We start from the raw sequence: 26,705 nt of genomic DNA, 5'->3' as shown, positions 1-26,705 counted from the left end.
TAGTGACTATCCATTTTACTTCCAAGAAGGTAAACTTAGAAAATACCCATGAATACTTTTGAAGGCTTCATCTTTTAAGCCTACTGCTTGAAGCAATTCACCTTCACTCTGCTGACATAGGACATTGCCTTAATTGCTGCCTGAAGTCGCCTTTAAACCGATGATTCCTATCAGGATAAAAGCCACGAACATCAGCCGTAAAAAGCTTCTTGGCTCACCAAATAATATAATGCCCAAAATGACTGCCCCGGCTGCGCCAATTCCAGTCCAAATCGCATACGCTGTCCCGATCGGCAGCGTTTTGACTGCCATTGATAGAAAATAAAAGCTGATCGCCATTCCGGCTACTGTGATTGCCGAAGGGATTAGTTTGCTGAATCCCTCTGTATATTTCAGGCCGATTGCCCAAACAACTTCAAAAATACCTGCAATGACTAGGAATACCCATGCCATGCTAAACACTCCTTCCTTTTTCACGAAAAAACCCGGGAGATATCGCTTGATATCTCCCGGGTTTTTATCCCTCCGTGTACACAGATATTTCTGTGCGCCCTCTCTCGGACCAGGCCAGCATACTGCGGAACCCTAGAGGACTTTTCATGTAGGAATCGTAACATATTCAAGTAATAGAGTCAAAAAAGAGGATCTCTGTTTACACCTGCAGGACAGGACTCATCTTTGTTTCATACTCATCAGAAGGAAGAGGCGGTGAGTAGTAATAACCCTGCACTTCCAGGCAGCCGAGAGATTTCAATAAATCAATCTGGGACTCATTCTCGACACCTTCAGCAATTACCTTCAGCTTCAAATTGTTTGCCATTGAAACGATAGTTGATATGATTTCCCTGTTCTCCTGAGAGTGGGAAATAAAGCTCTGGTCAATTTTCAAACGGTCCACAGAAAGCTTGCTCAAATAGCTTAGTGAGCTGTAGCCGGTGCCAAAATCATCGATGCTGACTTCTATCCCGATCTGTCTCAAGGCCTGCAGCTGTGCGTTAATGCCATCTTCTTTCTTGATCATGATGCTTTCTGTCACTTCTATTTCAATCATATTTCCTTGCAATCCGTATTCATCAAGTGAATGCTCCATGAATTTTACGAAATCCTCCTGATAGAAGTGAATGATTGAAATATTGATCGATGTCCGAGGTACATCAAAGCCCTGCTCTCTCCATTTTACCAGCTGTCCCAATACCTGCCTGATGATTAATCTTTCAAGCGGCACAATCAGATTGGCTTCTTCGGCAATAGGTATGAACACTCCAGGAGGCACCATTCCGTGTCGGGGGTGCTTCCACCTGGCAAGTGCTTCAGCACCTGTGATTACATTGGTAGAGGCATTGTATTTCGGCTGATAGAAAACCGTCAGGACATTGTTATTAATCGCATTCCGTAAATCATTCTCGAGCTCAAATTTATTCAGGCTGTTATCCACCATGCTCTCATCAAAGAACTGAAAATGGCTGGTGCCTTTTTCCTTTGCCTTATACATTGCCATATCAGCATATTGGAGGATGAGTTCAGGGTCTCCTGTGTCCTCAGGAAAACTGGAAATCCCCATGCTTGCACTTATCAAGAATTCCATTCCTTCGGCAAAGACCGGGGATTCGAATGCATGAACAATCTCTTTGGCTATGGATTCGGATTCGTATCTCTTCGGCGCAACAATCGCAAATTCATCACCGCCAATCCTGGCAATCAAGCAATCCTCAGGAATGACTTCATTGAGCTTCCGACCAATTTCCACAAGAATCTTATCTCCGAATGAATGTCCAAATGTATCATTAATTCGTTTGAATCGGTCAAAATCAAGATATATCACTGAAAAATGTTCATCTCTGTTAAACATTGATGCCATTACTTTCTCCAAATGGCGCCTGTTGGGCAAATTGGTCAATTCATCATGATAGGCGAGGAATTCTATCATTTTATCTGCCTTTTTCTTCTCGGTTATATCTCTTACAATACCAAATGCACCGACCGTTCTGTCCTTGACAATCATCCTGACGGCTGTAATCCTGACCTGGGCAGAAGTATGATTTTCCCTCCTAAGCGTGGTTTCAATCACCTTTGTCTCCCCGCTCAGCACCTTCATAAAATAGCTCTTTATCTTCCCTTCTTCCTCACCTGAAAGCAGCTGTATGAAGTGCAGGCCAGTCAATTCATTTGCAGAATATCCAGTCAGGACTGTGGCCTCTTTATTAACATTAAGGATGATTCCATTAAGGTCTACACGGAAGACAGCATCCGGGTTCTGGCTGAAAAGCGATAAATGAGACTGGACATTTTTCATGATCAGCTTTTCGCCAAAGATGTCCGGCACGAGCATGAATAGCAGGTTGACAGCTGCCATTAAGATGAATGGTCCAAGATATGCATATGCGCCATTCCCTTCCGGCTGGGGGAGCATTGAGGTCAGCACGATATAAGGAATCGCCCCCAGTGCTGCACCCCCGGTAAAGCTGCCAGCATATTTATACTTCCTGAGAAACTCATAAATGTCCTCATTTGTCAGCTGCATCAGCAGTCTTAGCAATGAAAAAGCCGTCGCAAGGATAAATAGATAAGAGAGTGCTAACTTTGTTGGCTGGATTTCGATTGTATCCCTGAATATGATTGAAAAAGCACCAAAATCAGCTGCAAAAATGCCTGTTCCAATCAGAATGCTAGTAATTATGTATTGGGATGTCTGGGCAATTTCCCTTTGCGCCAGACTCAGGGCAGCATAGGACCCGGCCGTGCAAATCCCGAAAAACAATAGAAAATAAAGATAATAATTGCTTGTGGAAAAAGGCACACCTGCAGAAATAATCACAAATAGATGGGTGATCCAAAATATAAGTGCCAGCAATAATGATGACTTGAACAGAAACTGCCTTCGCAGCTCAAAATGCTTTTTTACCTGCCTGCTGATTTCAATCGCCAGCATGCTCGTAATGATTGAAAACACAATGGTCAGGGCCACGTTATTAAAATCAAATATGTAGATATGGGGAATATCCATCCTGCCCCTCGTTTCCTGTATATTTTTCCAGTCATTTCAACAATATTATACAATAATCGCGCTCTAAATTTACCCTTTTATAAGAATATTTTGAAAAGGATGCTTTTTCGTAAAAATTAATATGCTGCGCATGCCAGTTGGCTTGAGGATCTTATATAATATAAGCAGGAACGTGAAATTGCTACAGACACCATAGGTTTTTTTACTATACTCCTGGAATCTTGCTAACTCTCCGCTTTTTTTCAACAAAAGCCTTACGTGAATACGCGTAAAGGACCTTTCCCTGAACGCTTTAGAAAAGCCTGATAAACGATATTCAATTGAACTTTCTTCGATGATTCCCGTCGCGATTCTTGAATCTGCAGCTTGTGTATTGTCCTCTCAGTTTTTATCGGCAAAATCCAGGTTTTTTTAATGCTGGCAACAATAATTGGATATGCGCACATCATTGTACTGAGAAAAAATTTAAAGGGGTGAAAAAGATGAAGAAGAATAAGTTGAGAGGGCTGTTTTCGGTTTTGGCTTTTATCATCCTTGTAATGGGAGGCTATTTGGTGGATAAGATAACTGGCGGGCATCTGTTTAGAGTAGCAGGCTTTATCGGAGGAGCAGCCATTTTCATCTTACTGTTTCCCAAGAAAGCTGAACATGATAAAACTTCGGAAAGGAACTGGCCGGTCATTGACGTGTCCGTTGATGACGTCCGAAAGGCGGTCCGATCGTTTTCAGGGCAGCTGCCGAAGGGCGTCTACCGGACAATCATCGTCAAGGAAGATAACAGTATTGATTTTGAACTGCTAGCACCCTATCTTCATGGCATCCCTTCAGAAAAGTTTTATATGTCGAGGGAAACGTACGATATTTTTTCAGAGAACGAAAAAGAAATTGCCGCAGTTCTGGATAAGGTTCAAAAAGCTGTGGATCTTTATGTTAAGGAGCATAAACAATATCCCGTCATCCAGTTCGATCCGCTGAACAGGGTAGATTATTTCCAGCTCATACAGGCCCGCTGTCTGGTTAACCAGCCCGAAATGGACCTCTACCTGACCAAATATGATGGACTCGTTACCCATATTAAGCCGAAAAAGAACAGTACAGGAATTTGACTAAATGATACTTATCAGGTAAATTCCCAGCAGTAAAAAAATAAAGAAGATAATGACTGATGACAACTTTATCAGCCGGTTTGCCGATTTAAAGGTCTGAGAATTAATATTCCTTCTTACCGCAAAGTAATTAATCGTGGCAAAAAGCAGAATAATTAAACCTACCAGCAAAGAGAATATGCTTACGAACACTGCAATCATATCAGCCGCCTGACTTACAGCCCTGATATTATTAAAATGAAGACTGGATGCCAGGAAGCCAATCCCGATTATGGCAATGGAAGTCCTGACCCAGGCAAGATATGTCCGTTCGTTTGCAAGGTGCTGCTGTATATATTTTGACTCGAGTGTTTTTTCCTCTTCCAATGAGATCACTTCCTTTTTATACCTCTGCATGTATACAATCTTATCATATACTCCCGGTTTATGTTTTACTTTTATTATGCTTCGCTTCCATCCATTTACTACCTGTTTTATCGCCTTCGCTCTATGGGAATAGTAATCCATCTCAAATAATGTGAGGTGGAAACATTGGTTTATCCTCTGCTTGCAATCAAATTGATTATAGGGTTGGCTGCCCTGGTCATTGTTACAAGACTATTAGGAAAAAAGGAAATGTCCCAGGTAACCCCTTTCGATTTCGTCTATGCGATTGTCCTTGGCGGTTTGGTGGAAGAGAATCTTTTTGAAAAGGCACCATCCTCCATATTGGAAATGCTCTTTGGCATAGGCGTCTGGACAATCCTGATTTTCATCGTAGAAAAGGTAACACAGAAGTCAGACAGGCTGCGTCCTATTTTAAAGGGTACTGCCCAGTATCTTGTAAAGGATGGAGAAATCCTGGTTGAAAACCTGGAAAAAGCAGAACTTGAAATGGAACAATTAAAATCCCTGCTCAGATTAAAAGGTGTTTTTTCAATAGATGAGGTCCAAGATGTCATGCTTGAAAATAGCGGCGATATCAGTGTCCTGGTCAAACCAGAAGCACAGCCTGTGACATATAGCGGCCTAAAGGCTGAAGCTCCAAAATTCCGCTCGCCTATTTTTGTTATTGATGAAGGAAAACCTGTCAGAAAAGGGCTGGAACGCCTTGGAAAGAATGAAAGCTGGCTGCAGCAAAAACTGAAAGAAAATGGAATCACCGATATATCCAAGATTTATTTTGCTGAATGGTCTGAAACAGAAGGCTTTTATATTCAGCTTGGCAATAAATAATCCAAAAAATCATGGCATACACAACATGCCATGATTTTTCCTGCTGCAGGTTACGATATAATAAATACAGGAGGATGATTTTATTGGAAAATGAAAAAAAGGAAGATCTTCAGATTGATTTGGATGAAGAAACACTATTCATTGTTTCGCAGACCTTTAAAGCCCTATCCGATCCCACGCGACTGAGAATTTTGCATTTGCTGTTCCAGGGTGAACATTCTGTTAATGAAATCGCAGATAAGCTTTCCCTGCTGCAATCTACGGTTTCACATCAACTGCGCTTTTTAAAGAACCTCAGGCTGGTCAAGTTTCGGAGAGAGGGTACGACCCTTTATTATACTCATGATGACGAACACGTCATTGATCTTTTAAAACAGGGTATAGAACATGCCAGCCACCATTGAGTGGCTGGCCATTATTAATTACACGGCTGATGTGCACATGGACAGCCGTTTTCTTCTCCTTCAACCTGCAGGGTGCTATGCTCAATGCCAAAGTCATCATGAAGCAGCTCCTGGGCCCGGTGCAGGATTCGATCATGCAGCCCCTCACCATTGATTGCTATATGGCCGCTCAGCATCAGTTGGCCGGATGTAATGGACCATACATGGAGATCATGGACATCTGTCACATAAGGAATCTTCATCAGTTCGTTCTTCACATCAGTAACTTTTATGTGAGCCGGTGTCCCTTCCATCAAGACATGGAAGGCCTCCTTTGTCACTCGCCAGCCGCTGATGATAATCAGGATGGCTACAGCAATACTTGCTATTGGATCTGCAATCCCCCAGCCAAAGAAGTAAATCAGCAATGCGGCTGTTATTGCGCCAACAGAGCCAAGCATATCCCCAAGCACATGGAGGAAGGCACTCCTGACATTCAAATTCTCATCCTTATCTCCGCTCATCAATATCCAGGCAGCAATGATATTGACGATCAACCCTATGACCGAAATAGTCAGCATGCCCATACTTTGGACCTCAGGGGGATCGATAAAACGATGATATGCCTCATAGAAGATATAGATTGAAATCAGGATTAATGTAAGTCCATTCAATGCTGCCGCAATGATTTCAAATCGCTTGTAGCCGTAAGTCTTCGATTGTGTCGCTTTTCGTTCTCCAAGCTTCATCGCGAACAGGCTCAATCCCAATGCCGCGGCATCACTAAGCATGTGTCCTGCATCCGAAAGCAGCGCCAGGCTGTTCGTCAAAAAGCCCCCGATGACTTCAACTATCATAAAACTCGCTATTAAAAGAAATGACCAGAATAATGCTTTTTTATTGCTTGTGTGGCTATGGCTATGACCGTGCCCATGACTATGTCCGTGGGAATGGCCATGTGAATAATGATGTCCCATTTGCTTCGCCCCTCTCTCTTTATATGAGTATATGTTCATATATATAATTATGACTCACTCATGTAAATGGTTCAATCTCTTTTTCTAATTTTCCATCCTTATTGGATTAAATACCTTTAATCGCTGGATTTCACACCTATAGATTGAAGTTTTTCGGGAGGGGGATGGTGGAAGCTTTAATAGAATGAGAAGAGAGTGGCCGTTTGTTTTATTGCTGCCCTTTTTCCAAAAACAAAAAAACCGCTGAAATCAGCGGTCTCATAAATACTTTCGATGGACGCCTTTCCCATCATATGTGTACAGCATGGCTCTTCCTTCCACAATCGTCTCGATATGGCATTTTCTTCCCCAGAGTTGATAAATATATGGGAGGACTTTTTCAAGATATTTAATATCCAGTTCGATGCCCTCATAGCCATGCTGGATGTAAAGCTCACCATTTTTCAGATAGTCTCCATCCGTCACAGACAGATATGGGAAGCCTCCGTTCACCCTCATGCTGACAAGCTGATCGCGGACTTGCTCCCAGGCTTTGTCGACGACTTTATACTCGCGTCCCTGCTTTTGGAAGAGGTACATATCCTCTCTCATCACCAGGTCCTTCGTTAAATAGTTGCGCAGGAAGGAGATATCTGATTCGATCTCACGCACTTCAAACATCTTTTCGCGGCCGGAGCCTGGTTTCACACCGCGGCGTTTCATCTCTTCTGTTGGGTTATTGTAGCGCTCCTCGATATCTTCGAAGATTTTTATGCCGAGATAATATGGATTGATGCCTGTTCTGGATGGCTGGACAACTCCTGCATTCAGCTTGGCAAATTCAATGGCTTCGCTGCTTGTCAAATCCATTTCCCTTAAGATCCGCTGATGCCAGTATGAAGCCCAGCCTTCGTTCATGATTTTCGTTTCGAGCTGCGGCCAGAAATACAGCATTTCTTCACGCATCATCGTCAGGATATCCCTTTGCCAGTCTGTTAGGTCTCGGCTATAGCTTTCGATAAAAAGCAATAAGTCCTTCTCTGGCCTAGGCGGAAACTTCTTTTTCTTTGGCATATCCTTATCTTGCGATTTTTTAGAATCAAGCCCCCAAAGATCATCATAGGGAGTCGCCAATTGAGAAGGCCCATCATCACTTTCATCATCGTCTGCCGACCATGAAAGCTTTGGCCGCATCAGTGACGGATCAATATGCTCTTCTATCGCCAGCACTGCATCAAGGAATGATTCGACTGCCTGCTTCCCATGCTCGATCTCATATTTGCGGATACGCTCTGCTGTTGCCGCCATACTCTCGACCATATCGCGCTTTGTATTCTGAAACCTGACATTGTTTTTAAAAAAGTCACAGTGGGCCAGCACGTGGGCAACGATCAGCTTATTCTGGATCAAAGAATTGGAATCGAGCAGAAAAGCGTAACAAGGATTAGAGTTAATGACAAGTTCATAAATTTTAGAAAGGCCAAGATCATAATGGAGCTTCATTTTGTGAAATTGTTTTCCAAAGCTCCAATGAGAAAATCTGGTTGGCATTCCATATGCACCAAATGTATAGATGATTTCAGCTGGACAAATCTCATATCGCATCGGGTAAAAATCAAGACCGAATCCCTTGGCGATTTCGGTAATTTCAGAAATGGCATACTCCAGTGACTTTTGATCTTCCGACACCATCTCTCCCCCTTTCACTTCTTACCACAATGTATGAGCGAAATGGGAGAAAGATGAGCGGCTTATTCAGCAATCAGAAAACTTTACCTCCCTGGTTCTTCTGTAACAGTAAGGGAAAGAAGCTTATTGTTTTTAAGATTATGCGAAATTAGGACGGTAGCAATAATCGGCTTTCCATTTTCATTCACTTTGAATTGGAATGAATCTACGACTTCCTCTTCGCTTTTTTGCTTTCTTCCTACATATAAATAATCTTTCACTTCATCGCCGGGGAAGTCTTCCTTGATCACCGCTATTGCGATCCGCCCATATTTTTCATAATCAGGACGTTGTGCCATCGCACCAAGCAAATTGGCTGAAAGCAAGAGAAGCATTGCTCCCAAGATGGGAATTAAAAGCTTTTTCATAGTGACCACTCCTGTATCATTTATTTTTGTTAGTTTCCTTCACGTGAATTTTGAATATGTATAAATGATAAAACGGTAAAATTACCCTGTTTACATTACAGCTCCCAAAGGGATTAAGTTATACAGGTAAAACTTGAAAATCCCTGTAAACAGGGACGACCAACATTTGCTGAGAAAGTTCCGGCTTCAAATCCATATAATATTATCAACTCCTTATAAGGAGGAACGGGTATGAATAAATCGGATTATGATCGCGCTTTGTATTATACGCACAGATCACAATGGGATAACTTGCTGATCTTGATGGTCAGAACAGAGGACCAATTCCTGGCCAAGAAGATTGAACATTTTCTCCACGCTTACAACTTTGAAAAAGATTATTCTGTCATTGAAAAACGCCTGTATTCTCTGCTTAGATACATCGACCACGCTAACGAAGCCGCCGGCGATGACTTCCTGGAAACCGCTGTCAACGGCTTGATTTAAAAGGGAATTCCACCAAAAAACACGGCCACCTCTATTAAGGTGCCGTGTTTGCTTTTGTCTATTCAAATTTCGCCAATACACTTTTTTCCATCTGACAGCGGATCAAGCAGATGGCGGCTGCTGGTCAACCAGATGATTCCTGACCGCAAACAGTGCGGCCTGGGTCCTGTCTGCCAATCCAAGCTTTGCCAGGACATTGGATACATGGGTCTTGACAGTTTTTTCTGTAATGTACAGGGATGCAGCAATTTCCTTATTGCTCTTGCCGCTCGCGATTTCCTTCAGGACTTCCATCTCCCGCTTTGTCAGATCATCTAGCGGCTGCCTCTCCTGCCTTCGATTCCCGGTAAGATGCTTCATTATAAGGGATGTAGCCTTGGGGTGAAGCTGGTCTTCTCCATTCGTGATTCTCAGGATCGATTGAACAAGTTCATCAGGCTGGATATCCTTGAGCTGATACCCAGAAGCTCCTGCTTCGATTGCAGGGATGACATGCTCCTGGTCTGAAAAGCTTGTCAGCATCATGACCTTGATTTGCGGCATATCTTTTTTTATGATGGCTGTGGCCTGTATCCCATCCATTTCTGGCATGATCAAATCCATCAGGATCAAATCCGGAGTCAATTTACGCGCCAGCTCCACTGCTTCCCTTCCGTTCGCTGCTTCCCCCACGATTTCAATCTGCTTCTGCGTCTTAAGGAAAAATACCAAGCCCCTTCTGACTACATGATGATCGTCCGCTATTAAGACCTTTATAGCCATCCTTCTTTCCTCCCCCTATACTGGAATCTTCACAATGATGGTTGTTCCTTGATTCATTTTGCTGATTACTTCAAGACTTCCGCCCAATGCAGAGGCTCTCGATTTCATGCTTTTAAGTCCGAGTGACGGAAGTTCCATTTGTGGATCAAAATTGAAGCCACAGCCATTATCAGTGATTGTCATGGTTACCAGCTTATTTTCAATTTCCAGCTTAATTATGACCTTCTCAGCCTCAGCATGCTTTTTACAGTTCGCAAGTGCTTCCTGGCCAATTCTCCACAAAGTTTCCTCAACCTTTCCCGGAAGGCTGGATGCACCGGTTACTTCTGTTTCGAGGGGCACAGAAAGCATGTCTGCATACCCGGCAAGTGCACAGATTATGCCATTTTCCAATCCCCGGGGCTTCAGCTGCCAAATCAACGCCCTCATTTCCCCCTGGGCTTCCTGGGCAAGATCCTGTATATAATCGAATGTTTCTTTCACCTCTGGAACAGCTGCCATGGAAGAACCTGCCCTCGCTGTCAGGCTCAGTGAAAATAAAAGCTGGTTGACCGAATCATGAAGATCCCTTGCCAGGCGGTTGCGTTCAGCTGCCAGGGCAAGATCATGCTCCTGCTGTGTCAGCTTTATTCTTTTTATTGCTGTCCCTATTTGAAAAGCGATCGCTTCCAGCAAAGCAAGCTCTTCTGCTTTAAAATGGGTCTTATTCGGCGAGCCGACATTGAGGACTCCAAATTTTTCTTCCCCAGCACGCAAAGGAACAGTGGCATGATGGGTCAAACCCTTTGTATCACCAGTTTTATGCTGGATAGCGTCCTCGATCCTTTTGCATTCAAATATGTTTGTTGCCTTATTCAGGCGTCCATCGTTATAGCGGTCGACACACCAGCAGCCGCCGTGGCACATCGGCTGATATTCATTCAACGAAAGTGCTGGAGGCAGCTCTGCTTTTGCTGCAAGCTGATAGCTTCCCTGTGCATCTATTAAAAAAATCCATCCTGTTTTCAATCCTGTTATATGTAAAAGCTTCGCCAGCACCTCGGGCAAAACACGGTTGAGATCCGTGCCTTCATTGAGCAGCTCGGCAATTTCCTTCAAAATGCCAATATGTGAATCGTTGTTTCTTACCCCTGTCATCTTGATCCCCCCAATATTTATTATAGCTTTTTATGGAAAATTGCGCTTTTGAAAATAGTCTGAAATTTTCTCAGTCAAAAGTTGTAGGGAGATGCAAACACCAGAGGTTATTTCAAATGGGGCTGCGCGGGTCAACTGGTATTAAATCTGTTCCAGCTGGTATTATATCGATCCCAACTGGAATTAAATGTACTCCAACTGGGATTATATTGGACCCAACTGGAATTAACACTAAGCAATCCAATGTTTGCAAAATCAAACGTCCAGTTTGGAAGCCTGTTATTCAGTTTTAACACTCTTTAGTTTATGGTTTAAGGACATATAGTTAAAAATAATCCTATTCCTGATAAAAAAATATAAAAAAATCCGAAGAGATCCTCTCTTCGGATTTAATCTGGTTTTCTTGGAGTTCAAGAATTATCATTAAAGCTTTTTTCTGATCTTTAAGCAATCGGATAATTTTGCACCAGCGGATGGATGACGATTTCATCAATAAGCATATGCTTAGGAGCGGAAGCCATGTAAACGACCGCATTCGCAATATCCTCTACCTTCAGCCAATCATGCTTTTCTGGTAGCCCTTGCTCGGAGTTCGCGAAAAACGTATCGACCATTCCCGGGTTGATTGTGCCGACACGAATTCCATACTCACGAACTTCCTGGGCAAGTGAACCGCTGAAGCCCTGGACTGCGTATTTAGTCGCTGTATAGGCACTGCCATTCGGGATTGAATAGCGGCCGACATCCGAAGAAATTGTAATGATTGTACCTGATTTGCGTTCCTTCATATGGGGCAGGACCGCTTTTGCCCCAAGGAATACGCCCTGAACATTCACTTCAAACAGCCTTTTCCACTCTTCAACTTCAACTTCTTCAGCAAGCTTGAAAAAACCGATTCCTGCATTATTGACTAAAACGTCAATCTGACCGAATTGCTGAATGGTTTTTTCCACAAGGTTCTTGACCTGCTGTTCCTCAGTTACATCTGTCTGAATGGCAATGACATTGGCATAACCCTTTTGCTTTAATTCCTCTGCCGTAGTGTGAATATCCTCAGAACTGCCCGCCACAGCAAGCTTCATCCCCTGCTCTGCAAGCTTAAATGCAATTTCCTTGCCTATACCGCGTGACGCACCTGTTACGATTGCTACTTGATCTTTTAGCATCCTTCTAACTTCCTTTCATTCTGCACACACTTAGTTGCTTGAATCTGTTCATTGTGTTTATAAATTTTTTGCCGCTTCCATCTTGCTGTCTACTACAGCCATGAAGTCCTGCTCTACCTTTTGCAGCTTTTGCTTGCTGGCTTCAAGTGTTTGGTCTTTTACACCAAAGTAGAATTTGATTTTTGGCTCGGTGCCGGATGGTCGAAGGCACATCCAGGTTCCGTCTTCAAGATAGTACTTGATGACATTCGACGAAGGCAAATCAATTTTCTCTTCATTATTTTGGTCATCCAGCCTTACTCCTGTTAAGTAATCTTCCACAGCAATGACTTTCAATTCACCAAGATTCTTTATTGGGTCGGCACGGAAAACGCCAAGTGTTTTTTGAATGAGCTCTGCGCCTTCTTTGCCTTTTAAAGTGAGCGATTTAAGTCCTTCAAGATAAAAACCGTACTCTTCAAAAACACTCATAAGTGCATCATAAAGTGACATGCCCTTCTTTTTATAAAAAGCACAAACCTCGACAGCCAGCATTGCCGCCTGGACAGCATCCTTATCACGGGCGAAGTCCCCGATCAGATAGCCATAGCTTTCTTCATAGCCAAACAAGAACTTGTACTCGCCAGACTCCTCGTATGCCTTGATTTTTTCTGCAATGAATTTAAACCCTGTCAGGACATCAATTGTATCGATGCCGAAAGATGAAGCTATATCCCTTCCAAGCTCAGATGTCACAATTGTCTTCATTACCACACCATTGGCAGGAAGAGTTCCTTTTTCCTTCTTTTGTGTCAAAATATAGTGCAAAAGCAGAGCTCCCGTTTGGTTCCCTGTCAGCACAATATACTCTCCCTCTGGATTCTTGACCGCAATGCCCAGGCGGTCTGCGTCTGGATCGGTTGCGATCAGCACATCCGCATCGATGTTCTTCCCTTCCCGGATTGCAAGCTCGAAAGCCGCATGCTCCTCAGGATTCGGGCTCTTGACAGTCGAAAATTCCGGATCAGGCAGTTCCTGCTCCTTAACAACGGTGACATTTTGATATTTCAATGCTTTCAATACATTGCGGACAGGAAGATTCGCTGTCCCATGCAGCGGCGTGAAAACAACTTTTACCTCAGCTTCATCTGCCAGGTCCGGATTCTCTGATATCGTCAGCAGCTTCTCAAGATAAGCACTGTCAATTTCAGCACCTACCATTTTGATTAAGCCCTTTTCCTTCAGCTCCTGCTCATCCATGACTTCGATCGAAAGCTCGTTCTCAATTTCATTTACCTTTGCGATTACCTCATCCGCACTTTCCGGCGGCAGCTGTCCTCCATCGTTTCCATACACTTTGTATCCATTGTATTCAGGCGGGTTATGACTCGCTGTTACGACGATGCCTGCGTAGGCATTTAGGTGCCGCACAGCAAAGGAAAGCTCTGGCGTCGGTCTTAGTTCTTCGAAAACATATGTTTGAATGCCGCGTGTCGCAAGCGTCTTTGCTGCTTCCATCGCAAATTCCGGAGATTTATGACGGGAATCATAGGCGATTGCAACTCCACGCTGCTTCGCTTCCATTCCGTGTTGCTCTATGTATGCAGCCAGGCCGGCGGACGCTTTACGGACTGTGTACAGATTCATGCGGTTTGTGCCAGCTCCAATTTCCCCGCGCATGCCTCCTGTACCGAATTCCAGGTCCTTATAAAAAACTTCCTCAAGCTGCTGCTCATCATTTCTTATTGCGTCCAATTCTGCTTTAAGCTCTGGATCCAATCCTGCAAATCCCAGCCATCTCTCAGCTTTCATTTTCCAATCCATTGAATGCCCCTCCTGAAGTTAGATTTCCAGCATACAGCTCATTATAAAACAAGATGAGCTTGCTTTGATAAATTTTATTATTTTACATTTCTATATTGAAAAAGGATTTTCCTTTCAATTGCGAAAATTGTCGGCGGATTACTGCCGGATACGCCAAAACAAGAAGCCTGCCGAACCGGCAGGCTTCTTCTAAGCTACTTTTTATAATGAACTCTGTAAATATCATGCCTGCGGTCCTTCAGCTGACGCACTGTGCCATCCTGGCGCTGGCGCCGCAATACTTCAAGGTCGACATCGCCAATCATGACCATTTCGATATTCGGATTCGTTTCGCCAACAATTCCGTCGCGGGCAAATTCAAAGTCTGAAGGAGCGAAGATGCCGGACTGGGCATATTGAATATCCATATTTTCCGTTTGCGGCAGGTTTCCTACTGTACCAGAGATGACAGTATAAATCTGGTTCTCAACAGCCCTTGCCTGTGAACAGTACCGGACGCGCAAATAGCCCTGGCGATCCTCAGTGCAGAACGGAGTAAAAATGATTTTAGCCCCCATTTCCGTGGCGATCCTTGCCAGCTCCGGAAACTCGATGTCATAGCAAATCTGGATCGCGATCTTCCCGCAATCCGTATCGAACACCTTCACTTCATCACCGCGGCTGATTCCCCACCATCTGCGTTCATTTGGCGTGATATGAAGCTTATACTGCTTCTCGATCGTGCCGTCACGGCGGAACAGATAGGAGATATTGTAAATTTCATCGTCATCCTCCTTGACGAAATGCGAACCGCCAATAATGTTCACGTTATAGCGCACAGCAAGATCGGTGAACAAGGCGATATATTGCTCTGTATATTCCGTCAGCTTGCGGACAGCCAGTGATGGTGTTTTTTCATCAAGGAAAGACATCAGCTGTACAGTGAAAAGCTCAGGAAACACGACGAAATCGGAATCTGCATCTGAAGCGACGTCGGTAAAATATTCAACCTGATGCGCAAAATCATCGAATGACTGGATTGCCCTCATCATATATTGAACCACACAAATCCGCACCGGATTGCTCGTCTTGAAGAAACGCTTCGACATTGGCTGATAGTCGACATTGTTCCATTCCATCAGTGTCGCGTATTTATTTGACTGCAGGTCATCAGGGAGGTAATTCGGATTGATCCTCATAAGGGTGAAGTCATTTCTCAGCTGGAAAGAAAGCACCGGATCATAGATCTTGTGTGAAGCAACCTGGCGCACATATTCACGCGGAGACATCTCTTCGGCGTGGAGATGATAATTCGGGATCCTTCCCCCGATAATGATACTTTTCAGGTTCAATTGGCGGACAAGGTCTTTTCTCGCTTCATAGAGACGATAGCCGACTTTCATCCTCCTGAAATCAGGATGGGTCATGACTTCAATTCCGTATAGATTATATCCATCAGGATTGTGGTTGGTAATATAGCCATTGTCCGTCACATCGTCCCAGGTATGGCGATCATCATATTCATCAAAGTTTATGATCAGGCTCGAGCAGGAGCCGACAATTTTCCCATCATATTCAGCTACGAACTGCCCTTCAGGAAAAATTTCAAGATGGCTTTCGAGCTGGTCAAGCCTCCATGGCTCCATTCCTGGGAAGCAGCTGTTCTGCATTTTTATGATTTCATCGATATCCTCATGTTTTGTGTTGCGGATCATCATTTTCTTTTCAAATTTTGATAAGTCCAGTTCCGTCATACGGTCTTACACACCTTTCATTTCACAATGGAAAAATAACTGCCATATCCCTATACCCTTAATCAGTTCAATATATTACTTCGATTTAGCTTCCCCTTTTGCATAAGAAATCAATACTTCTTCACTAAAATTGGTTTTTACTAATGGCTGTTTTCGTAAAGATTGTTGTTAAAATCCAAAAGCCGACTTTAACGTGACAAAAGCTATTTTGTATGTCGGTACTAAGGTGCAAGCTCTTTTCTCTTAATAAGTGTTAAAGTTTGGGAAGAAACTTGTGAAATACAATCCTATTTGTAGTCAAAAGCAACAAAGTTTGAGAAAGGCTCTTTTCTAATACTTTGTTGCTATTCTATATGCTTTTGAAATCTCTTCTAAATGGTTTATTAAAGAAGGCTTTGCAATATAAAGCTGTTGATTTCCGTTCTAGGCGCTTCGCTTTCCTCGGGGCGTGAGGTGAGCCTCCTCGTCGCTTTGCTCCTGCGGGGAAAAATGGTCCCTTCTTTTTCGGACCATTTCTTCCGGGGTCTCACCTGTCCCGCTTCATCCCGAAGGAGTCTGCACGCCTGGAACGAAGAGCAACAGGATCTCAATTCAACATTGGTGAAAGCAACAATCTTTGTGAAAACAGCCTTGAGAAAAGAACCTTACTATTTCACATAATGTTTAATTGAATTATTTTGCTTTATTCCTTAAGATGTAATGAGATGGATGCTGTTATGTTTATATGAAATGTTTTAAAAGAGAATACATTGTTTAGGGGAGAGAGTTGAATGGGACAAGACAAGAAAGATTCAAGAGAGACCTTATTATTTGCCGCCTGGGCCACATCCATCCTTGCCATGTTCGGAAGCCTTTATTTTTCAGAAATAAGGCAGTATGAACCTTGTTTGCTGTGCTGGTATCAGCGGATCCTGATGTATCCATTCGCCTTGATTCTTGGAATCGCCGTTGTAAGGAAGGACTATCAAATTACTTTTTATACAATGGTCATGTCAGGTGTTGGGGCACTCATATCGATTTACCATTATTCACTGCAAAAGGTGCCTTTCATGGCTGACAGCGCAGTAACATGCGGGAGGGTGCCTTGTACCGGGCAATATATCAACTGGCTTGGGTTCATCACTATCCCATTCCTGGCGCTGACGGCATTTGTCATTATCTTTACTATAAGCTTCATGATCTGGAAAAAGACTAAGGAGGCAAAATAAGTTGAAAAAAGTAGCTATATTTCTTTTAGTTATCATCGCATTGTTTGCAGCCCTATTTTTTGTTAATAAGGCTCAAAATCAGGAAAAAGCGGAGGGTAACCCATTTGGCAAGGAATCATTGCATCCTGAAACAGTAAAGCAGCTTGATGATCCTAACTATCAGAATATCATCAAGCCGGACGAGCTTGAAAAGATTATCAAGGATGGCGGGGATGCAACGATTTACTTCTACAGCCCAACCTGCCCTCACTGCGTGCGCACAACACCGATTGTCGCTCCTCTAGCTAAGGAAATGGATGTAGATCTTCAGCAATTCAACCTGCTTGAATTTGAAGAAGGCTGGAATAATTACGGGATTGAATCCACTCCAACCATCGTCCAATACAAAGATGGCAAGGAAGTCAACCGCATTGTCGGCTATCAGGAAGAGCCTGTTTTTGAACAATGGTTCACCGAAAACAGTAAATAAATAAACGAAAAAAACGCCTGCATCTGCAGGCGTTTCATTTTCTCCATTTTACAGTTAAGCCCTTACAAAAGCAGCCGATTCGCCGGCTTTGCATATGCACTGATGTACTCAAGATGAACATGCTTCGAATCAGAAAACTGATTGTAGTTAAATGGAAAACAAATACCGTAATCCGTCAATGTCTGAACGTTCCGGCGGAACATAGACTGATATTTTTCAGGAATATGGCCGGATTCGAGAATTGAAATCAATGTCTGCATGCTGGTGATTACCTGAAAAGCATCCCCAAGTGTACTGAATCGCTCGAACTGTTCCGGTCTTGTATGTAAAACATCAAGCTTTTCAAATTCCTGAATATCCTCATCGCTGAAATACATTGGAAAAATATCAGTATAAAAATACCGGGTCAGCTCCAATATCTTTTCTTCTTGTCCTGGTGTAGACGCAAAAACTATTTTCAATGATGGACCCACCTTTTTAAACCCTTTGTAATCTTCTCGTAATAATATACATCTAGGATAACATATCCGTTCCCTGTAAAAGGATGGTAATTATGACCATGCCTGCGGTAAAAGTTGACAAAATCCGTTTAAATGGAAAGACTAAATGTATATTATAAATACACAAGTCAGGAGAAAAATATGATTCAATCTACAAAAAAAGGCGAATGGTTTGAAATGATCATTCCAGCTGATTGGCAGCAATATACATTGGAATCGCTTTTCAAGGATTTCTGGCATGCTCCCAAAAAATTAGTCCACACCTTTCGCATGGAAAAGAAAGTCCAGATCAACGGAGCGAATCCAGACTGGACAGTGCCGCTCAACAAAAATGACCGTTTGCAGCTGCAGCTATTCACAGAAGAAGATCAGACAGCTGCACCTGAATATAAGCCAGTCGATGTCCTTTATGAAGATGAGCATTTAATTGTTTTTAACAAGCCAGCAGGCATGGATACCCATCCAAACAGTCCTGGACAGACAGGAACTCTTGTCAATGCCGCTGCCTTCCATTTGCAGGCGAATGGCGAGCCAGGACGTCCCCGCCATGTACACAGGCTGGACCGCGATACGACCGGTGCCATTCTTTTTGCCAAGAATGCATTGATTGGAGCTGTCCTTGATAAGATGCTGGAAGACCGTCATATCAAAAGAACCTACCTGGCCCTTGTCGACGGGATCATCAGGCAGAATAAAGGCACCATCGATAAGCCTATAGGCCGTGACCGCCACCATCCTACAAGAAGACGAGTATCAGAATCGGGACAAAGAGCCGTCACTCATTTTAAAGTAGTGGACCGTTTCAAGCAGAAAAATCTTACCCTCGTTCAATGTTCGCTTGATACTGGAAGGACTCATCAAATCCGTGTGCATTTTAGCCATCTCGGCCATCCGCTTGCCGGAGATACGCTTTATGAAGGCAGTACAGATTTTCCAAGGCAGGCATTGCATGCAGCCAAATTGGAATTCATCCATCCGTTTACACAGGAAACTATAATATGCCACGCACCTTTTATCGACCAGCCACCGATTTTTGTTAATATAAATCCTTACGATATTTGAAAAAATGGAGCCGGAAAAATTTCCCGGCTCCATTTTATTTGATTTCTTTATCAGGCCCGCTTATCGAATTTGAATAAAAGTTACCTCCAGTGTTATTGCTGCTCAAATTAATAAGGTTTTGATCTAATCTTAACGAAAAAAATCCTTCCGATTTCTCGGAAGGACCTTTTTTTATTAATGACGGTCAGCTTTACGCATGCTGCGCATTACAAGGCTGACGATGAATACTAATGCAATCGCACCGATCAACGCCGGGATAATCGCAAAGTCAGCAACTACTGGACCCCAATCACCCAAGATTGCCTGTCCAATCCAAGCACCAACGAAACCTGCGATGATGTTGCCGATTACTCCGCCTGGAATATCTCTTCCAAGGATTAATCCTGCTAACCAACCAATGATACCACCGATAATTAATGCCCAAAGAAAACTTAACATAATGTTTTTTCCTCCTTAAGTAGATGTAATTTTATTAACTAGTAGTAGTGCCAAGGGGTGTTACACCCTTTTTAAAGAGTTAACTGCAGTAAATCTGATTGTGAAATAGGCTGAACTGAAATCTTTGCTTCCCGGGAGCTTTTCAGCTTGCTCTAATCTTAACTTACCTCTTTAAAGAAGAGATTAAACCATGTTTTTTCTGCAGTTATTCAAGCAGTAGTTTCTGGGTGTTTTTAATTCGTCCCTTGCTGTTCCTGCTTGTACACCTACATTACCACCATGAAATTAAGTTAAAACCTAATGCGGAAAATTAAGAATTGTAAGCCTTATCTCAGCAGTATACTCTTGGGTTTAATATATCCATTTTTTAAAATAAAAAACGGACCGAATAAAATTCGCTCCGTTCTTCTTTCTATTTGGCTCATTTCTCATACTTGTTGCTATTCTATATATTTTGAAAGAAAACTCCCATTTTTAAAGGTAACCAAATGTTTTTAAAAAAGGATTGTAATAAAAGACTGTTGATTTTCGTTCCAGGCGCTTCGCTTCCCTCTGAAGAATTATGAAAAAGCCCAACTGCCGGCTTTTTCATGGGCAAATTCTTCTTGGGGCGTGCGGTGAGCCTCCTCGTCGCTGCGCTCCTGCGGGGAAAAATGGTCCCTTCTTTTTCGGACCATTTCTTCCGGGGTCTCACCTGTCCCGCTGCATCCCGAAGGAGTCTGCGCGCCTTCCACTACAATCAACAGGATATAAATTCAACATTCGTGAAGGCAACAATCTTTGGGAAACAGCTTTCTATTTAGAACCCCTCGCTATTCATTAAAGCCCTCCACAGAGTAATTCTGGTTGTGAATGGTCTTAATAGCCTTCATTAGAACCATCCACATAAGAATTCTGATCTTGAATGGTCTTAATAACCTTAATTAGAGCCATCCCACATAAGAATTCTGGTGCTGGATGGTCTTAATAACCTTCGTTAGAGCCATCCACAGTAGATTTTTGATGCTGGATGGTCCTAATAGCCTTCGTTAGAACCATCCACAGAAGATTTTTGATGCTGAATGGTCTTAATGGCCTTCATTAGGGCCATCCACAGTAGATTTTTGATGCTGGATGGTCTTAATAGCCTTCGTTAGAACCATCCACAGTAGATTTTTGATGCTGGATGGTCTTAATAGCCTTCATTAGAACCATCTACAGAAGATTTTTGGTGCTGAATGGTCTTAATAGCCCTCATTAGAACCATCCACAGAAGAATTCTGGTGCTGAATGGTCCTAATATCTTCATTAGAACCATCCACAGAAGATTTTTGATGCTGAATGGTCTTAATAGCCTTCATTAGAACCATCCACATAAGAATTTCTGGTGCTGAATGGTCCTAATAGCCTTCATTAGAGCCATCCACCGAAGAAAACTGGTGCTGAATGGCTTTAATAGCCTCCATTAGAACCATTCATCGAATAAATCTGGTCCTGAATGGTCTAAATAGCCTCCATCATCAGCTGGCTAAAAATTAAAAATCAATATGGTCGGGGTCTGCACCAAATCGCTGGTCACGGTTCATTCTATTGATTGCTTCCATATCAGCTCCGTTCAGTTCAAAATCGAATATCCCTGCATTTTCGATGATCCTCGCTGGTGTAACTGACTTCGGAATAGCGATCACTCCATTTTGCAGATGCCATCTTAAAATAACCTGGGCCGGTGTTTTCCCCTTTTGTTCCGCTATCTCGTTTAAAACGATTTCATCCAGGAACCTTCCTCTTGATAGCGGTGACCATGCTTCCACCTTAATGGAATGTTCGCTGCAGTAATCCCGGAGTTCTTCCTGCGAAAGCAATGGATGCAGTTCGACCTGGTTGACTGCTGGTTTTTCATCACAATGAGACATCAAGTCCTCAAGATGATGGATTTTAAAGTTGCTGACTCCGATCGCCCGGACCCTTCCATCTCGATATAGAGTTTCAAGTGCACGCCATGTGTCCAGATACTTCCCTTTAACAGGCCAATGGACCAGAAAAAGATCCAAATAGTCCAACCCAAGCTTTGACATGCTTTCATCAAATGACTTCAAGGTCGTATTGTAGCCCTGTTCTGTGTTCCACACCTTGGTGGTGATAAAAAGCTCTTCTCTAGGTATACTGCTGTTTCTAATGGCCCTCCCTACTCCCTCTTCATTTTTGTAAAAGGAAGCAGTATCGATAAGACGATATCCGGCATCAAGCGCTGTATGAATTGTATGTTCAATTTCCCTTCCTTCCTCCACCTTATAAACGCCAAGACCTAAAAGTGGCATTTCAACACCGTTATGTAAAACTGTTTTGCCATGTATACCAGCCATTTCCGCACCTCTTTTACACCTATTTTATAGTAGATGCTGGCAAATACCAATTAAAACGGCTGCCATAATCGGCAGCCGCCAATCTATATAAACGGCTTTAGCAAGCCGAGATTTTCTCCAGTTTCACTTGGTAGTTCTCAATTTCCCGGCTAAATTTTGTCCTAAACAGAAGGACAATTCATTTTTAAAAATTGGGCTTATCCTTTTTTGCAAAAGTTTACTTCATATAAGAAAGAGGAATACAAAGATAAAGTTTTTTGCAATTGTAAAGAACTCAATAGTGGTTTTATTAAATTTATGTAAATTTTTCAGCAAACATCTTCATATTTCGACATCTTTAAGCTAAAATTAATCTCGCTCTAAAAATTTTGGAATTAGAATAATGTGGGGGTAACATTATGGTCTTCAAGAAAAAGGACAAATTCGCAGGGTTGCTTACGGATATTTCCGTAAATCTAAAGGAAAGCAGTGAATACTTCGCAGACTTTAAGCTTAACAATGCAAGTGATTTAAAGATATTCACAGAAAAAATGAAGGATATGGAAACGAAGGGTGACAATATGATCCATGAGGTCATAATGGAACTTAACAACGCCTTCATTACTCCGATTGAACGAGAAGATATCCTTGCCCTTTCCATGAGCATGGATGATGTGCTTGACGGCATGGAGCATTGTGCCAACCTGTTTGATATGTACTCAATCACAAACGCTGACGAATTCATGATGCAGTTTGTTGCCGCGATTAAGAGCGCTTCTTTTGAAATCGAACAAGCAGTACAACTGCTGACGACTAAAAAATTGAAGCAAATCCGCGAGCATGCAATCCGGATCAAAGATCTTGAGTCTAAGTGTGACGGAGTTCTTCGCCAGTCTATCAAGCATCTGTTTTCAGTAGAAAAAGACCCAATCAGAATCATTCAGTTTAAGGAGATTTACGAAGGTCTTGAAGAAATCGCAGACAGCTGCCAGGATGTTGCCAACACCCTTGAAAGCATTGTCATGAAAAACGCGTAAGGAGCCTGAAAAATGGATGGAGTATTTATAGTTACAATATTGATTGTCATCGGTGCGCTTGCATTCGACTTTATTAATGGCTTCCATGATACAGCCAATGCAATTGCCACTTCTGTTTCAACGAAAGCTCTGAAGCCGCGTCACGCTATCCTTCTGGCGGCAGTCATGAACTTTGTCGGTGCGATGACCTTTACTGGAGTAGCAAAAACAATTACAAAGGATATTGTTGATCCTTTCACACTTCAGAATGGTTCAATCGTCATTTTAGCTGCTTTGATCGCAGCTATTTTCTGGAATCTCTTGACCTGGTATTACGGTATACCAAGCAGTTCATCACATGCTATTATTGGCTCTATTGCCGGTGCTGCTCTGGCGGCGGCAGGATTTAGTGCCCTTAATTACACAGGATTCTTGAAAATACTTCAAGCCTTGATTATTTCACCCTTGCTTGCCTTTAGTATAGGTTTCATAATTTACAGCATTTTTAAGGTCGTCTTTAAAAATAATAATCTAGCACGTACAAACAGAAATTTTCGTTATTTCCAAATCGCCACTGCTGCATTACAGTCTTTTACACATGGAACGAATGATGCACAGAAAGCAATGGGGATCATCACGATGGCCCTGATTGCCAATAACTATTTGACTACAAGCGATATTCCTTTTTGGGTTCAGTTCTCCTGTGCCCTTGCAATGGGTCTTGGCACTTCAATCGGCGGCTGGAAAATCATCAAGACTGTTGGCGGCAACATCATGAAGATTCGCCCAGTAAATGGAGTTGCAGCTGATTTAACAGGTGCGCTCGTTATTTTCGGCGCTACTTACATTCATTTGCCTGTAAGCACAACGCACGTTATTTCATCTGCCATTCTTGGTGTGGGTTCAGCACACCGTGTAAAGGGCGTTAAATGGACAACCGCACAGCGCATGATCATCACTTGGGTCATCACGCTGCCAATCTCGGCAACGGTCGCTGCCATCTCGTACTTTATCCTGAATGCTATTTTTTAATAAATCAAAGAGCCCATGGCGCAATGCCATGGGCTTTAGTTTTTGTTTCTATTTAATATTATCAATCGCGCCGATCAATCTCTTTTCAATATCTGCGGCAATAGCCTGCAGTTCTTCATCTTCTACCAGTTTGATCAGGTCGGTCGGTTTTGGCAGTCCAACCTTTGTTGTTTCATTTTCTTTATAGACAACAATTTTGCATGGAAGGAAATAGCTTACGAGCGGGCTTTTTTCAAGAACCCTTTTTGCTTCATGCGGGTTGCAGACTTCCAGGATGATGTATTCACCATTCAGGTCCACTCCCTTACCTGCAAGTGTTTCTTTCATATTCAAAGACCACAGGACCCCAAACTTCTCTTCTTTAAGGCTTGCTTCCAGTGCGGATACTGCCTCATTCATTGACTTATTTACTTCTGCTGTATAATGGAACATTTCAATCTCTCCTTTATGTAAGGCGTTTTTATTAAGGCTCAAGCAGCCTCATCCTAGAACAGTACCTCATTTAATCCTTAATTAAACCGCTATAGGTATTATTATTGAGTCATAAAGGAAAACCGCCGTACACTAATTTGCATAACGGCGGCTGAAAATCTGGGATTATGGCCTTTCCTGAAGCTCTGAAATTTCTACTGTCGTTCTTTCCTCCAGCGGGCCGCGCAGGTGGACTGTCGCAGTTCTTCCATCCTCAATCAGCTGGTCAATCCATACTGACGCCCCGTTATAGACAACATCAATTTCAGATGAAGACGATAGTATTTGCTTCACACGTTTTACATCCATCTATTCATACCTCCACGGTTAAATTCACCTGTATTTTCTCTTTAAACTTTTCTTTTTATTCAATGTTCCTTAAAAATGCCTCTTATTTCGATCATGCTGCCCCATCGCTGTTTCTATACGTTACAATGGAGAAAAGAAAAAGCTGCAAGCCAGCTAATTTAGCGTTGGGAGAGGGTATTATGCCAGATTGGTCATATCATCCTTTATTTAAGCCGTGGCTGTCCCGATTGCCCGGAAACCGCGGGCGTGAATTCATCCATAGAGGAATGTCGTCGATTTCGCGGATTCCAGGAGGCAGCAGGTTTATCGAGTTTCTCGGCCATATGACTCCATCTGAAAAGTTATCGAAGGACCTTTTTGGCCTCCACTTTCCAAGTCCTGTCGGCCTGAGCGGAAAAATCGATCCATCCCTGTCCGGGATTGACGCTTTTCCGCATCTTGGTTTTGGATTTATTGAAATCGGTCCCGTTTTCTATTCATCATCAAGGCCAACCTCAGCAGTAACTGTTTCTGAAAAAGACCAGGCACTGATATCTCCAAAAGGCAGAATAGAAACACCAGGGCTTCAAAAAACCATCAGTAAGCTGGAAAAATACCAGAATCCGGATGTCCCGATAATTATCAGGATTGGTGAGCTCGATCTTGTTCCTGAAAGAATTAAATCTTACGGGAACTTGTTTGCAGTAGACATAAATCTTTTACACAGCAGGGAAGAATTCGCTGTTCTTGCCGATGCGCTTGATGGCAAACCGATACTGTTAGCTATTAAACATGGGCAGACTGCGGACAGCTTAGGTAAGATTTTGGAATTTAGTAAACTAGCCAGTGGAATTATTCTTGAAGAAGAGTCCAATTATGAACAAGATAAACAGATGACACCTTTTAAGCAAACAGAGGAAATGATTCGGAGTATCGCTTTTCTCAAAAAAGAAACAGATCTGCCAATCATAACATCTGGCGGAATTGTTGAGCCTGCGGATGCGCTTAAAATGTTCTCGGCTGGAGCAGAGCTAATCCTGCTGTCTGGAGGCTATGTTTCATCAGGTCCAGGCCTGCCAAAGCGGATCCATGAGGCTGTATTGGACCATCAGGAAGATGATTCCCCGGAAATTACAGGATGGATTTGGTATTGGCTGTTTGGATTGCTCATCCTTCTTGGCGGGGCCGTCATCCTGTTTTTCAGCTTCACTCAGGTTATCCTGTTCTATGACGAGGTTTTCTTGAGGATGAGCCGAATCGAATTGATGGCCTTCAATCCTAACCTGTATCAATTCATGTCCCATGACCGGATGACATTGGCCGGGACGATGATATCAGGCGGTTACATCTATATGCAGCTGGCGAGGCACGGAGTCCGCCATGGAATCCACTGGACGAGAAGAGCCTTCAACATCGCTGCGATCATTGGTTTCCTGGGAATCCTTCTGTTTCTTGGATTCGGCTATTTTGACTGGCTTCATGGACTATTTTGGCTGATCCTCTTCCCTCTATTTACAAAGGGATTCAGGGAAACCAAAAGGGCAGTGCGTTCTCCGTCTTCCAGGAATCGAACAAATCATAATGCCTGGAAAAAAGGATTATACGGGCAGCTTTGTTTTGTCTTGCTGGGATTCGCTTTTATGCTTGGAGGGATTGTGATCTCAACCATTGGTTCCACATTTGTCTTTGTTGATACTGACCTCCAATACATTTGCATGACCCCTGACCAGCTAAATGAGCTTAACGAAAAGCTCATTCCCGTCATTGCTCACGACCGGGCTGGATTCGGGAGCGCTCTGCTGAGTGTCGGGCTCCTGGTATTAATGCTTTCCTTATGGGGCTTTCAGGAAGGGGCAGCATGGATGTGGAGAACTTATCTTTTTGGCGGTATCCCAGCATTCACGACTGGTATTTTTACACATATTTATATCGGTTATACAGATTTCATCCACCTGCTTCCAGCTTATTTCGCATTGCTGCTCTATATCATGGGACTGTGGCTCTCAAGGGAATTTTTCACCAAAAGGCACACCTGATTGTCTTGCATCAACCT

General features: G+C 42.9%; 27 protein-coding genes and 1 riboswitch. Of the genes, 10 read left to right on the top strand and 17 right to left on the bottom strand.

All coding sequences use genetic code 11. From position 1 onward, the window contains the following. Window positions 1-129 precede the first annotated feature (129 nt). Both sugE and AC3EBE_RS06405 read right to left on the bottom strand, forming a co-directional pair. Window positions 130-453: a quaternary ammonium compound efflux SMR transporter SugE gene (gene sugE / locus AC3EBE_RS06410; RefSeq protein WP_488594191.1), complete on the bottom strand. Its 324-nt coding sequence runs from the start codon at window positions 451-453 to the stop codon at window positions 130-132. A gap of 51 nt (window positions 454-504) precedes the next feature. Next, window positions 505-600: riboswitch (guanidine-I (ykkC/yxkD leader) on the bottom strand. 52 nt (window positions 601-652) lie between these two features. Continuing rightward, a complete protein-coding gene (locus AC3EBE_RS06405; RefSeq protein WP_488594190.1) occupies window positions 653-3,004 on the bottom strand; it encodes a putative bifunctional diguanylate cyclase/phosphodiesterase in 2,352 nt (783 codons plus the stop codon). Window positions 3,005-3,486: 482 nt separating this feature from the next. On the opposite strand from AC3EBE_RS06405, the gene AC3EBE_RS06400 reads away from it, so the two are divergent. Further along, window positions 3,487-4,110 (top strand): DUF3939 domain-containing protein, encoded by a 624-nt coding sequence (locus AC3EBE_RS06400; protein ID WP_488594189.1) that lies wholly within the window; start codon window positions 3,487-3,489, stop codon window positions 4,108-4,110. Here the strand turns inward: AC3EBE_RS06400 and AC3EBE_RS06395 are convergent, their stop codons facing one another. Continuing rightward, the gene (locus tag AC3EBE_RS06395) at window positions 4,111-4,476 is read right to left on the bottom strand and encodes a YidH family protein (protein WP_488594188.1); all 366 of its coding nucleotides are present in this window, start codon (window positions 4,474-4,476) and stop codon (window positions 4,111-4,113) included. Window positions 4,477-4,641: 165 nt separating this feature from the next. On the opposite strand from AC3EBE_RS06395, the gene AC3EBE_RS06390 reads away from it, so the two are divergent. Both AC3EBE_RS06390 and AC3EBE_RS06385 read left to right on the top strand, forming a co-directional pair. Further along, window positions 4,642-5,325: a DUF421 domain-containing protein gene (locus tag AC3EBE_RS06390; RefSeq protein ID WP_488594187.1), complete on the top strand. Its 684-nt coding sequence runs from the start codon at window positions 4,642-4,644 to the stop codon at window positions 5,323-5,325. A gap of 83 nt (window positions 5,326-5,408) precedes the next feature. Beyond that, complete coding sequence (locus tag AC3EBE_RS06385; protein ID WP_488594186.1) at window positions 5,409-5,729, top strand: ArsR/SmtB family transcription factor; 321 nt, start codon at window positions 5,409-5,411, stop codon at window positions 5,727-5,729. 14 nt (window positions 5,730-5,743) lie between these two features. Here the strand turns inward: AC3EBE_RS06385 and AC3EBE_RS06380 are convergent, their stop codons facing one another. From AC3EBE_RS06380 to AC3EBE_RS06370, 3 genes are all read right to left on the bottom strand, one after another. Further along, complete coding sequence (locus AC3EBE_RS06380; RefSeq protein ID WP_488594185.1) at window positions 5,744-6,685, bottom strand: cation diffusion facilitator family transporter; 942 nt, start codon at window positions 6,683-6,685, stop codon at window positions 5,744-5,746. Between the two features lie 258 nt (window positions 6,686-6,943). Then, the gene (locus tag AC3EBE_RS06375) at window positions 6,944-8,356 is read right to left on the bottom strand and encodes a SpoVR family protein (RefSeq protein WP_488594184.1); all 1,413 of its coding nucleotides are present in this window, start codon (window positions 8,354-8,356) and stop codon (window positions 6,944-6,946) included. Window positions 8,357-8,436: 80 nt separating this feature from the next. After that, a complete protein-coding gene (locus AC3EBE_RS06370; protein ID WP_488594183.1) occupies window positions 8,437-8,760 on the bottom strand; it encodes a DUF3889 domain-containing protein in 324 nt (107 codons plus the stop codon). 231 nt (window positions 8,761-8,991) lie between these two features. Here AC3EBE_RS06370 and AC3EBE_RS06365 point away from each other — a divergent pair, with 231 nt between their 5' ends. Then, on the top strand, window positions 8,992-9,246 hold the full coding sequence (locus AC3EBE_RS06365) for a YhdB family protein (RefSeq protein WP_488594182.1): 255 nt from the start codon (window positions 8,992-8,994) through the stop codon (window positions 9,244-9,246). 102 nt (window positions 9,247-9,348) lie between these two features. On the opposite strand, the gene AC3EBE_RS06360 is transcribed toward AC3EBE_RS06365, so the two are convergent. From AC3EBE_RS06360 to AC3EBE_RS06340, 5 genes are all read right to left on the bottom strand, one after another. Then, window positions 9,349-10,008, bottom strand: a complete 660-nt coding sequence (locus AC3EBE_RS06360) for a response regulator (RefSeq protein WP_488594181.1) — start codon at window positions 10,006-10,008, stop codon at window positions 9,349-9,351. A 15-nt stretch (window positions 10,009-10,023) separates the two neighbouring features. Then, on the bottom strand, window positions 10,024-11,145 hold the full coding sequence (locus tag AC3EBE_RS06355) for a GAF domain-containing sensor histidine kinase (protein WP_488594180.1): 1,122 nt from the start codon (window positions 11,143-11,145) through the stop codon (window positions 10,024-10,026). 443 nt (window positions 11,146-11,588) lie between these two features. Next, complete coding sequence (locus AC3EBE_RS06350) at window positions 11,589-12,311, bottom strand: SDR family oxidoreductase (protein WP_488594179.1); 723 nt, start codon at window positions 12,309-12,311, stop codon at window positions 11,589-11,591. Window positions 12,312-12,368: 57 nt separating this feature from the next. Beyond that, complete coding sequence (locus AC3EBE_RS06345; protein WP_488594178.1) at window positions 12,369-14,114, bottom strand: phospho-sugar mutase; 1,746 nt, start codon at window positions 14,112-14,114, stop codon at window positions 12,369-12,371. 194 nt (window positions 14,115-14,308) lie between these two features. Further along, the gene (locus tag AC3EBE_RS06340; protein WP_488594177.1) at window positions 14,309-15,847 is read right to left on the bottom strand and encodes a GNAT family N-acetyltransferase; all 1,539 of its coding nucleotides are present in this window, start codon (window positions 15,845-15,847) and stop codon (window positions 14,309-14,311) included. A gap of 770 nt (window positions 15,848-16,617) precedes the next feature. On the opposite strand from AC3EBE_RS06340, the gene AC3EBE_RS06335 reads away from it, so the two are divergent. Both AC3EBE_RS06335 and AC3EBE_RS06330 read left to right on the top strand, forming a co-directional pair. Then, on the top strand, window positions 16,618-17,055 hold the full coding sequence (locus AC3EBE_RS06335; RefSeq protein ID WP_488594176.1) for a disulfide oxidoreductase: 438 nt from the start codon (window positions 16,618-16,620) through the stop codon (window positions 17,053-17,055). A gap of 1 nt (window position 17,056) precedes the next feature. Continuing rightward, window positions 17,057-17,524: a thioredoxin family protein gene (locus AC3EBE_RS06330; protein WP_488594175.1), complete on the top strand. Its 468-nt coding sequence runs from the start codon at window positions 17,057-17,059 to the stop codon at window positions 17,522-17,524. A 62-nt stretch (window positions 17,525-17,586) separates the two neighbouring features. Here the strand turns inward: AC3EBE_RS06330 and AC3EBE_RS06325 are convergent, their stop codons facing one another. Further along, entirely contained in the window at window positions 17,587-17,985 is a 399-nt protein-coding gene (locus AC3EBE_RS06325) for a YhcU family protein (RefSeq protein WP_488594174.1), read from the bottom strand. A gap of 180 nt (window positions 17,986-18,165) precedes the next feature. Here AC3EBE_RS06325 and AC3EBE_RS06320 point away from each other — a divergent pair, with 180 nt between their 5' ends. After that, entirely contained in the window at window positions 18,166-19,086 is a 921-nt protein-coding gene (locus AC3EBE_RS06320; protein WP_488594173.1) for an RluA family pseudouridine synthase, read from the top strand. Window positions 19,087-19,260: 174 nt separating this feature from the next. Here the strand turns inward: AC3EBE_RS06320 and AC3EBE_RS06315 are convergent, their stop codons facing one another. The 3 genes from AC3EBE_RS06315 to AC3EBE_RS06305 all read right to left on the bottom strand — a co-directional run bounded on the left by AC3EBE_RS06315 (window position 19,261) and on the right by AC3EBE_RS06305 (window position 21,866). Beyond that, a complete protein-coding gene (locus AC3EBE_RS06315; RefSeq protein ID WP_488594172.1) occupies window positions 19,261-19,524 on the bottom strand; it encodes a GlsB/YeaQ/YmgE family stress response membrane protein in 264 nt (87 codons plus the stop codon). A gap of 445 nt (window positions 19,525-19,969) precedes the next feature. Next, the gene (locus AC3EBE_RS06310; protein WP_488594171.1) at window positions 19,970-20,116 is read right to left on the bottom strand and encodes a hypothetical protein; all 147 of its coding nucleotides are present in this window, start codon (window positions 20,114-20,116) and stop codon (window positions 19,970-19,972) included. Window positions 20,117-21,038: 922 nt separating this feature from the next. Then, entirely contained in the window at window positions 21,039-21,866 is an 828-nt protein-coding gene (locus AC3EBE_RS06305) for an aldo/keto reductase (protein WP_488594170.1), read from the bottom strand. A 398-nt stretch (window positions 21,867-22,264) separates the two neighbouring features. Between AC3EBE_RS06305 and AC3EBE_RS06300 the strand changes: the two genes are divergently transcribed. Together AC3EBE_RS06300 and AC3EBE_RS06295 are read left to right on the top strand one after the other, a co-directional pair. Continuing rightward, window positions 22,265-22,882 carry a DUF47 domain-containing protein gene (locus AC3EBE_RS06300; protein ID WP_488594169.1) on the top strand — a complete coding sequence of 206 codons (618 nt, stop codon included), beginning with the start codon at window positions 22,265-22,267 and terminating at the stop codon, window positions 22,880-22,882. 12 nt (window positions 22,883-22,894) lie between these two features. Next, on the top strand, window positions 22,895-23,893 hold the full coding sequence (locus AC3EBE_RS06295) for an inorganic phosphate transporter (protein ID WP_488594168.1): 999 nt from the start codon (window positions 22,895-22,897) through the stop codon (window positions 23,891-23,893). A gap of 48 nt (window positions 23,894-23,941) precedes the next feature. Here AC3EBE_RS06295 and AC3EBE_RS06290 read toward each other — a convergent pair whose 3' ends face one another. Next, window positions 23,942-24,325, bottom strand: a complete 384-nt coding sequence (locus AC3EBE_RS06290) for a DUF302 domain-containing protein (RefSeq protein ID WP_488594167.1) — start codon at window positions 24,323-24,325, stop codon at window positions 23,942-23,944. A gap of 165 nt (window positions 24,326-24,490) precedes the next feature. Continuing rightward, a complete protein-coding gene (locus AC3EBE_RS06285) occupies window positions 24,491-24,673 on the bottom strand; it encodes a small, acid-soluble spore protein, H family (RefSeq protein WP_488594166.1) in 183 nt (60 codons plus the stop codon). A 179-nt stretch (window positions 24,674-24,852) separates the two neighbouring features. Between AC3EBE_RS06285 and AC3EBE_RS06280 the strand changes: the two genes are divergently transcribed. Continuing rightward, the gene (locus tag AC3EBE_RS06280; protein ID WP_488594165.1) at window positions 24,853-26,688 is read left to right on the top strand and encodes a dihydroorotate dehydrogenase; all 1,836 of its coding nucleotides are present in this window, start codon (window positions 24,853-24,855) and stop codon (window positions 26,686-26,688) included. Window positions 26,689-26,705: the final 17 nt, after the last annotated feature.

The sequence above is a fragment of the Mesobacillus sp. genome (assembly GCF_057785455.1).
Note: the sequence above shows the minus strand (reverse complement) of the source record. Positions and strands in the feature narration are given on the sequence as shown.

What these genes read in the sequence shown, in the direction of transcription:
- AC3EBE_RS06280 (WP_488594165.1), top strand. Translation starts at nt 24,853, where the DNA reads ATGCCAGATTGGTCATATCATCCTTTATTTAAGCCGTGGCTGTCCCGA.
- AC3EBE_RS06340 (WP_488594177.1), bottom strand. Translation starts at nt 15,847, where the DNA reads ATGACGGAACTGGACTTATCAAAATTTGAAAAGAAAATGATGATCCGC.
- AC3EBE_RS06380 (WP_488594185.1), bottom strand. Translation starts at nt 6,685, where the DNA reads ATGGGACATCATTATTCACATGGCCATTCCCACGGACATAGTCATGGG.
- AC3EBE_RS06305 (WP_488594170.1), bottom strand. Translation starts at nt 21,866, where the DNA reads ATGGCTGGTATACATGGCAAAACAGTTTTACATAACGGTGTTGAAATG.
- AC3EBE_RS06370 (WP_488594183.1), bottom strand. Translation starts at nt 8,760, where the DNA reads ATGAAAAAGCTTTTAATTCCCATCTTGGGAGCAATGCTTCTCTTGCTT.
- AC3EBE_RS06350 (WP_488594179.1), bottom strand. Translation starts at nt 12,311, where the DNA reads ATGCTAAAAGATCAAGTAGCAATCGTAACAGGTGCGTCACGCGGTATA.
- AC3EBE_RS06300 (WP_488594169.1), top strand. Translation starts at nt 22,265, where the DNA reads ATGGTCTTCAAGAAAAAGGACAAATTCGCAGGGTTGCTTACGGATATT.
- AC3EBE_RS06295 (WP_488594168.1), top strand. Translation starts at nt 22,895, where the DNA reads ATGGATGGAGTATTTATAGTTACAATATTGATTGTCATCGGTGCGCTT.
- AC3EBE_RS06355 (WP_488594180.1), bottom strand. Translation starts at nt 11,145, where the DNA reads ATGACAGGGGTAAGAAACAACGATTCACATATTGGCATTTTGAAGGAA.
- AC3EBE_RS06345 (WP_488594178.1), bottom strand. Translation starts at nt 14,114, where the DNA reads ATGGATTGGAAAATGAAAGCTGAGAGATGGCTGGGATTTGCAGGATTG.
- AC3EBE_RS06285 (WP_488594166.1), bottom strand. Translation starts at nt 24,673, where the DNA reads ATGGATGTAAAACGTGTGAAGCAAATACTATCGTCTTCATCTGAAATT.
- AC3EBE_RS06320 (WP_488594173.1), top strand. Translation starts at nt 18,166, where the DNA reads ATGATTCAATCTACAAAAAAAGGCGAATGGTTTGAAATGATCATTCCA.
- AC3EBE_RS06315 (WP_488594172.1), bottom strand. Translation starts at nt 19,524, where the DNA reads ATGTTAAGTTTTCTTTGGGCATTAATTATCGGTGGTATCATTGGTTGG.
- AC3EBE_RS06405 (WP_488594190.1), bottom strand. Translation starts at nt 3,004, where the DNA reads ATGGATATTCCCCATATCTACATATTTGATTTTAATAACGTGGCCCTG.
- AC3EBE_RS06310 (WP_488594171.1), bottom strand. Translation starts at nt 20,116, where the DNA reads ATGAAAAAGCCGGCAGTTGGGCTTTTTCATAATTCTTCAGAGGGAAGC.
- AC3EBE_RS06365 (WP_488594182.1), top strand. Translation starts at nt 8,992, where the DNA reads ATGAATAAATCGGATTATGATCGCGCTTTGTATTATACGCACAGATCA.
- AC3EBE_RS06290 (WP_488594167.1), bottom strand. Translation starts at nt 24,325, where the DNA reads ATGTTCCATTATACAGCAGAAGTAAATAAGTCAATGAATGAGGCAGTA.
- sugE (WP_488594191.1), bottom strand. Translation starts at nt 453, where the DNA reads ATGGCATGGGTATTCCTAGTCATTGCAGGTATTTTTGAAGTTGTTTGG.
- AC3EBE_RS06400 (WP_488594189.1), top strand. Translation starts at nt 3,487, where the DNA reads ATGAAGAAGAATAAGTTGAGAGGGCTGTTTTCGGTTTTGGCTTTTATC.
- AC3EBE_RS06335 (WP_488594176.1), top strand. Translation starts at nt 16,618, where the DNA reads ATGGGACAAGACAAGAAAGATTCAAGAGAGACCTTATTATTTGCCGCC.
- AC3EBE_RS06360 (WP_488594181.1), bottom strand. Translation starts at nt 10,008, where the DNA reads ATGGCTATAAAGGTCTTAATAGCGGACGATCATCATGTAGTCAGAAGG.
- AC3EBE_RS06375 (WP_488594184.1), bottom strand. Translation starts at nt 8,356, where the DNA reads ATGGTGTCGGAAGATCAAAAGTCACTGGAGTATGCCATTTCTGAAATT.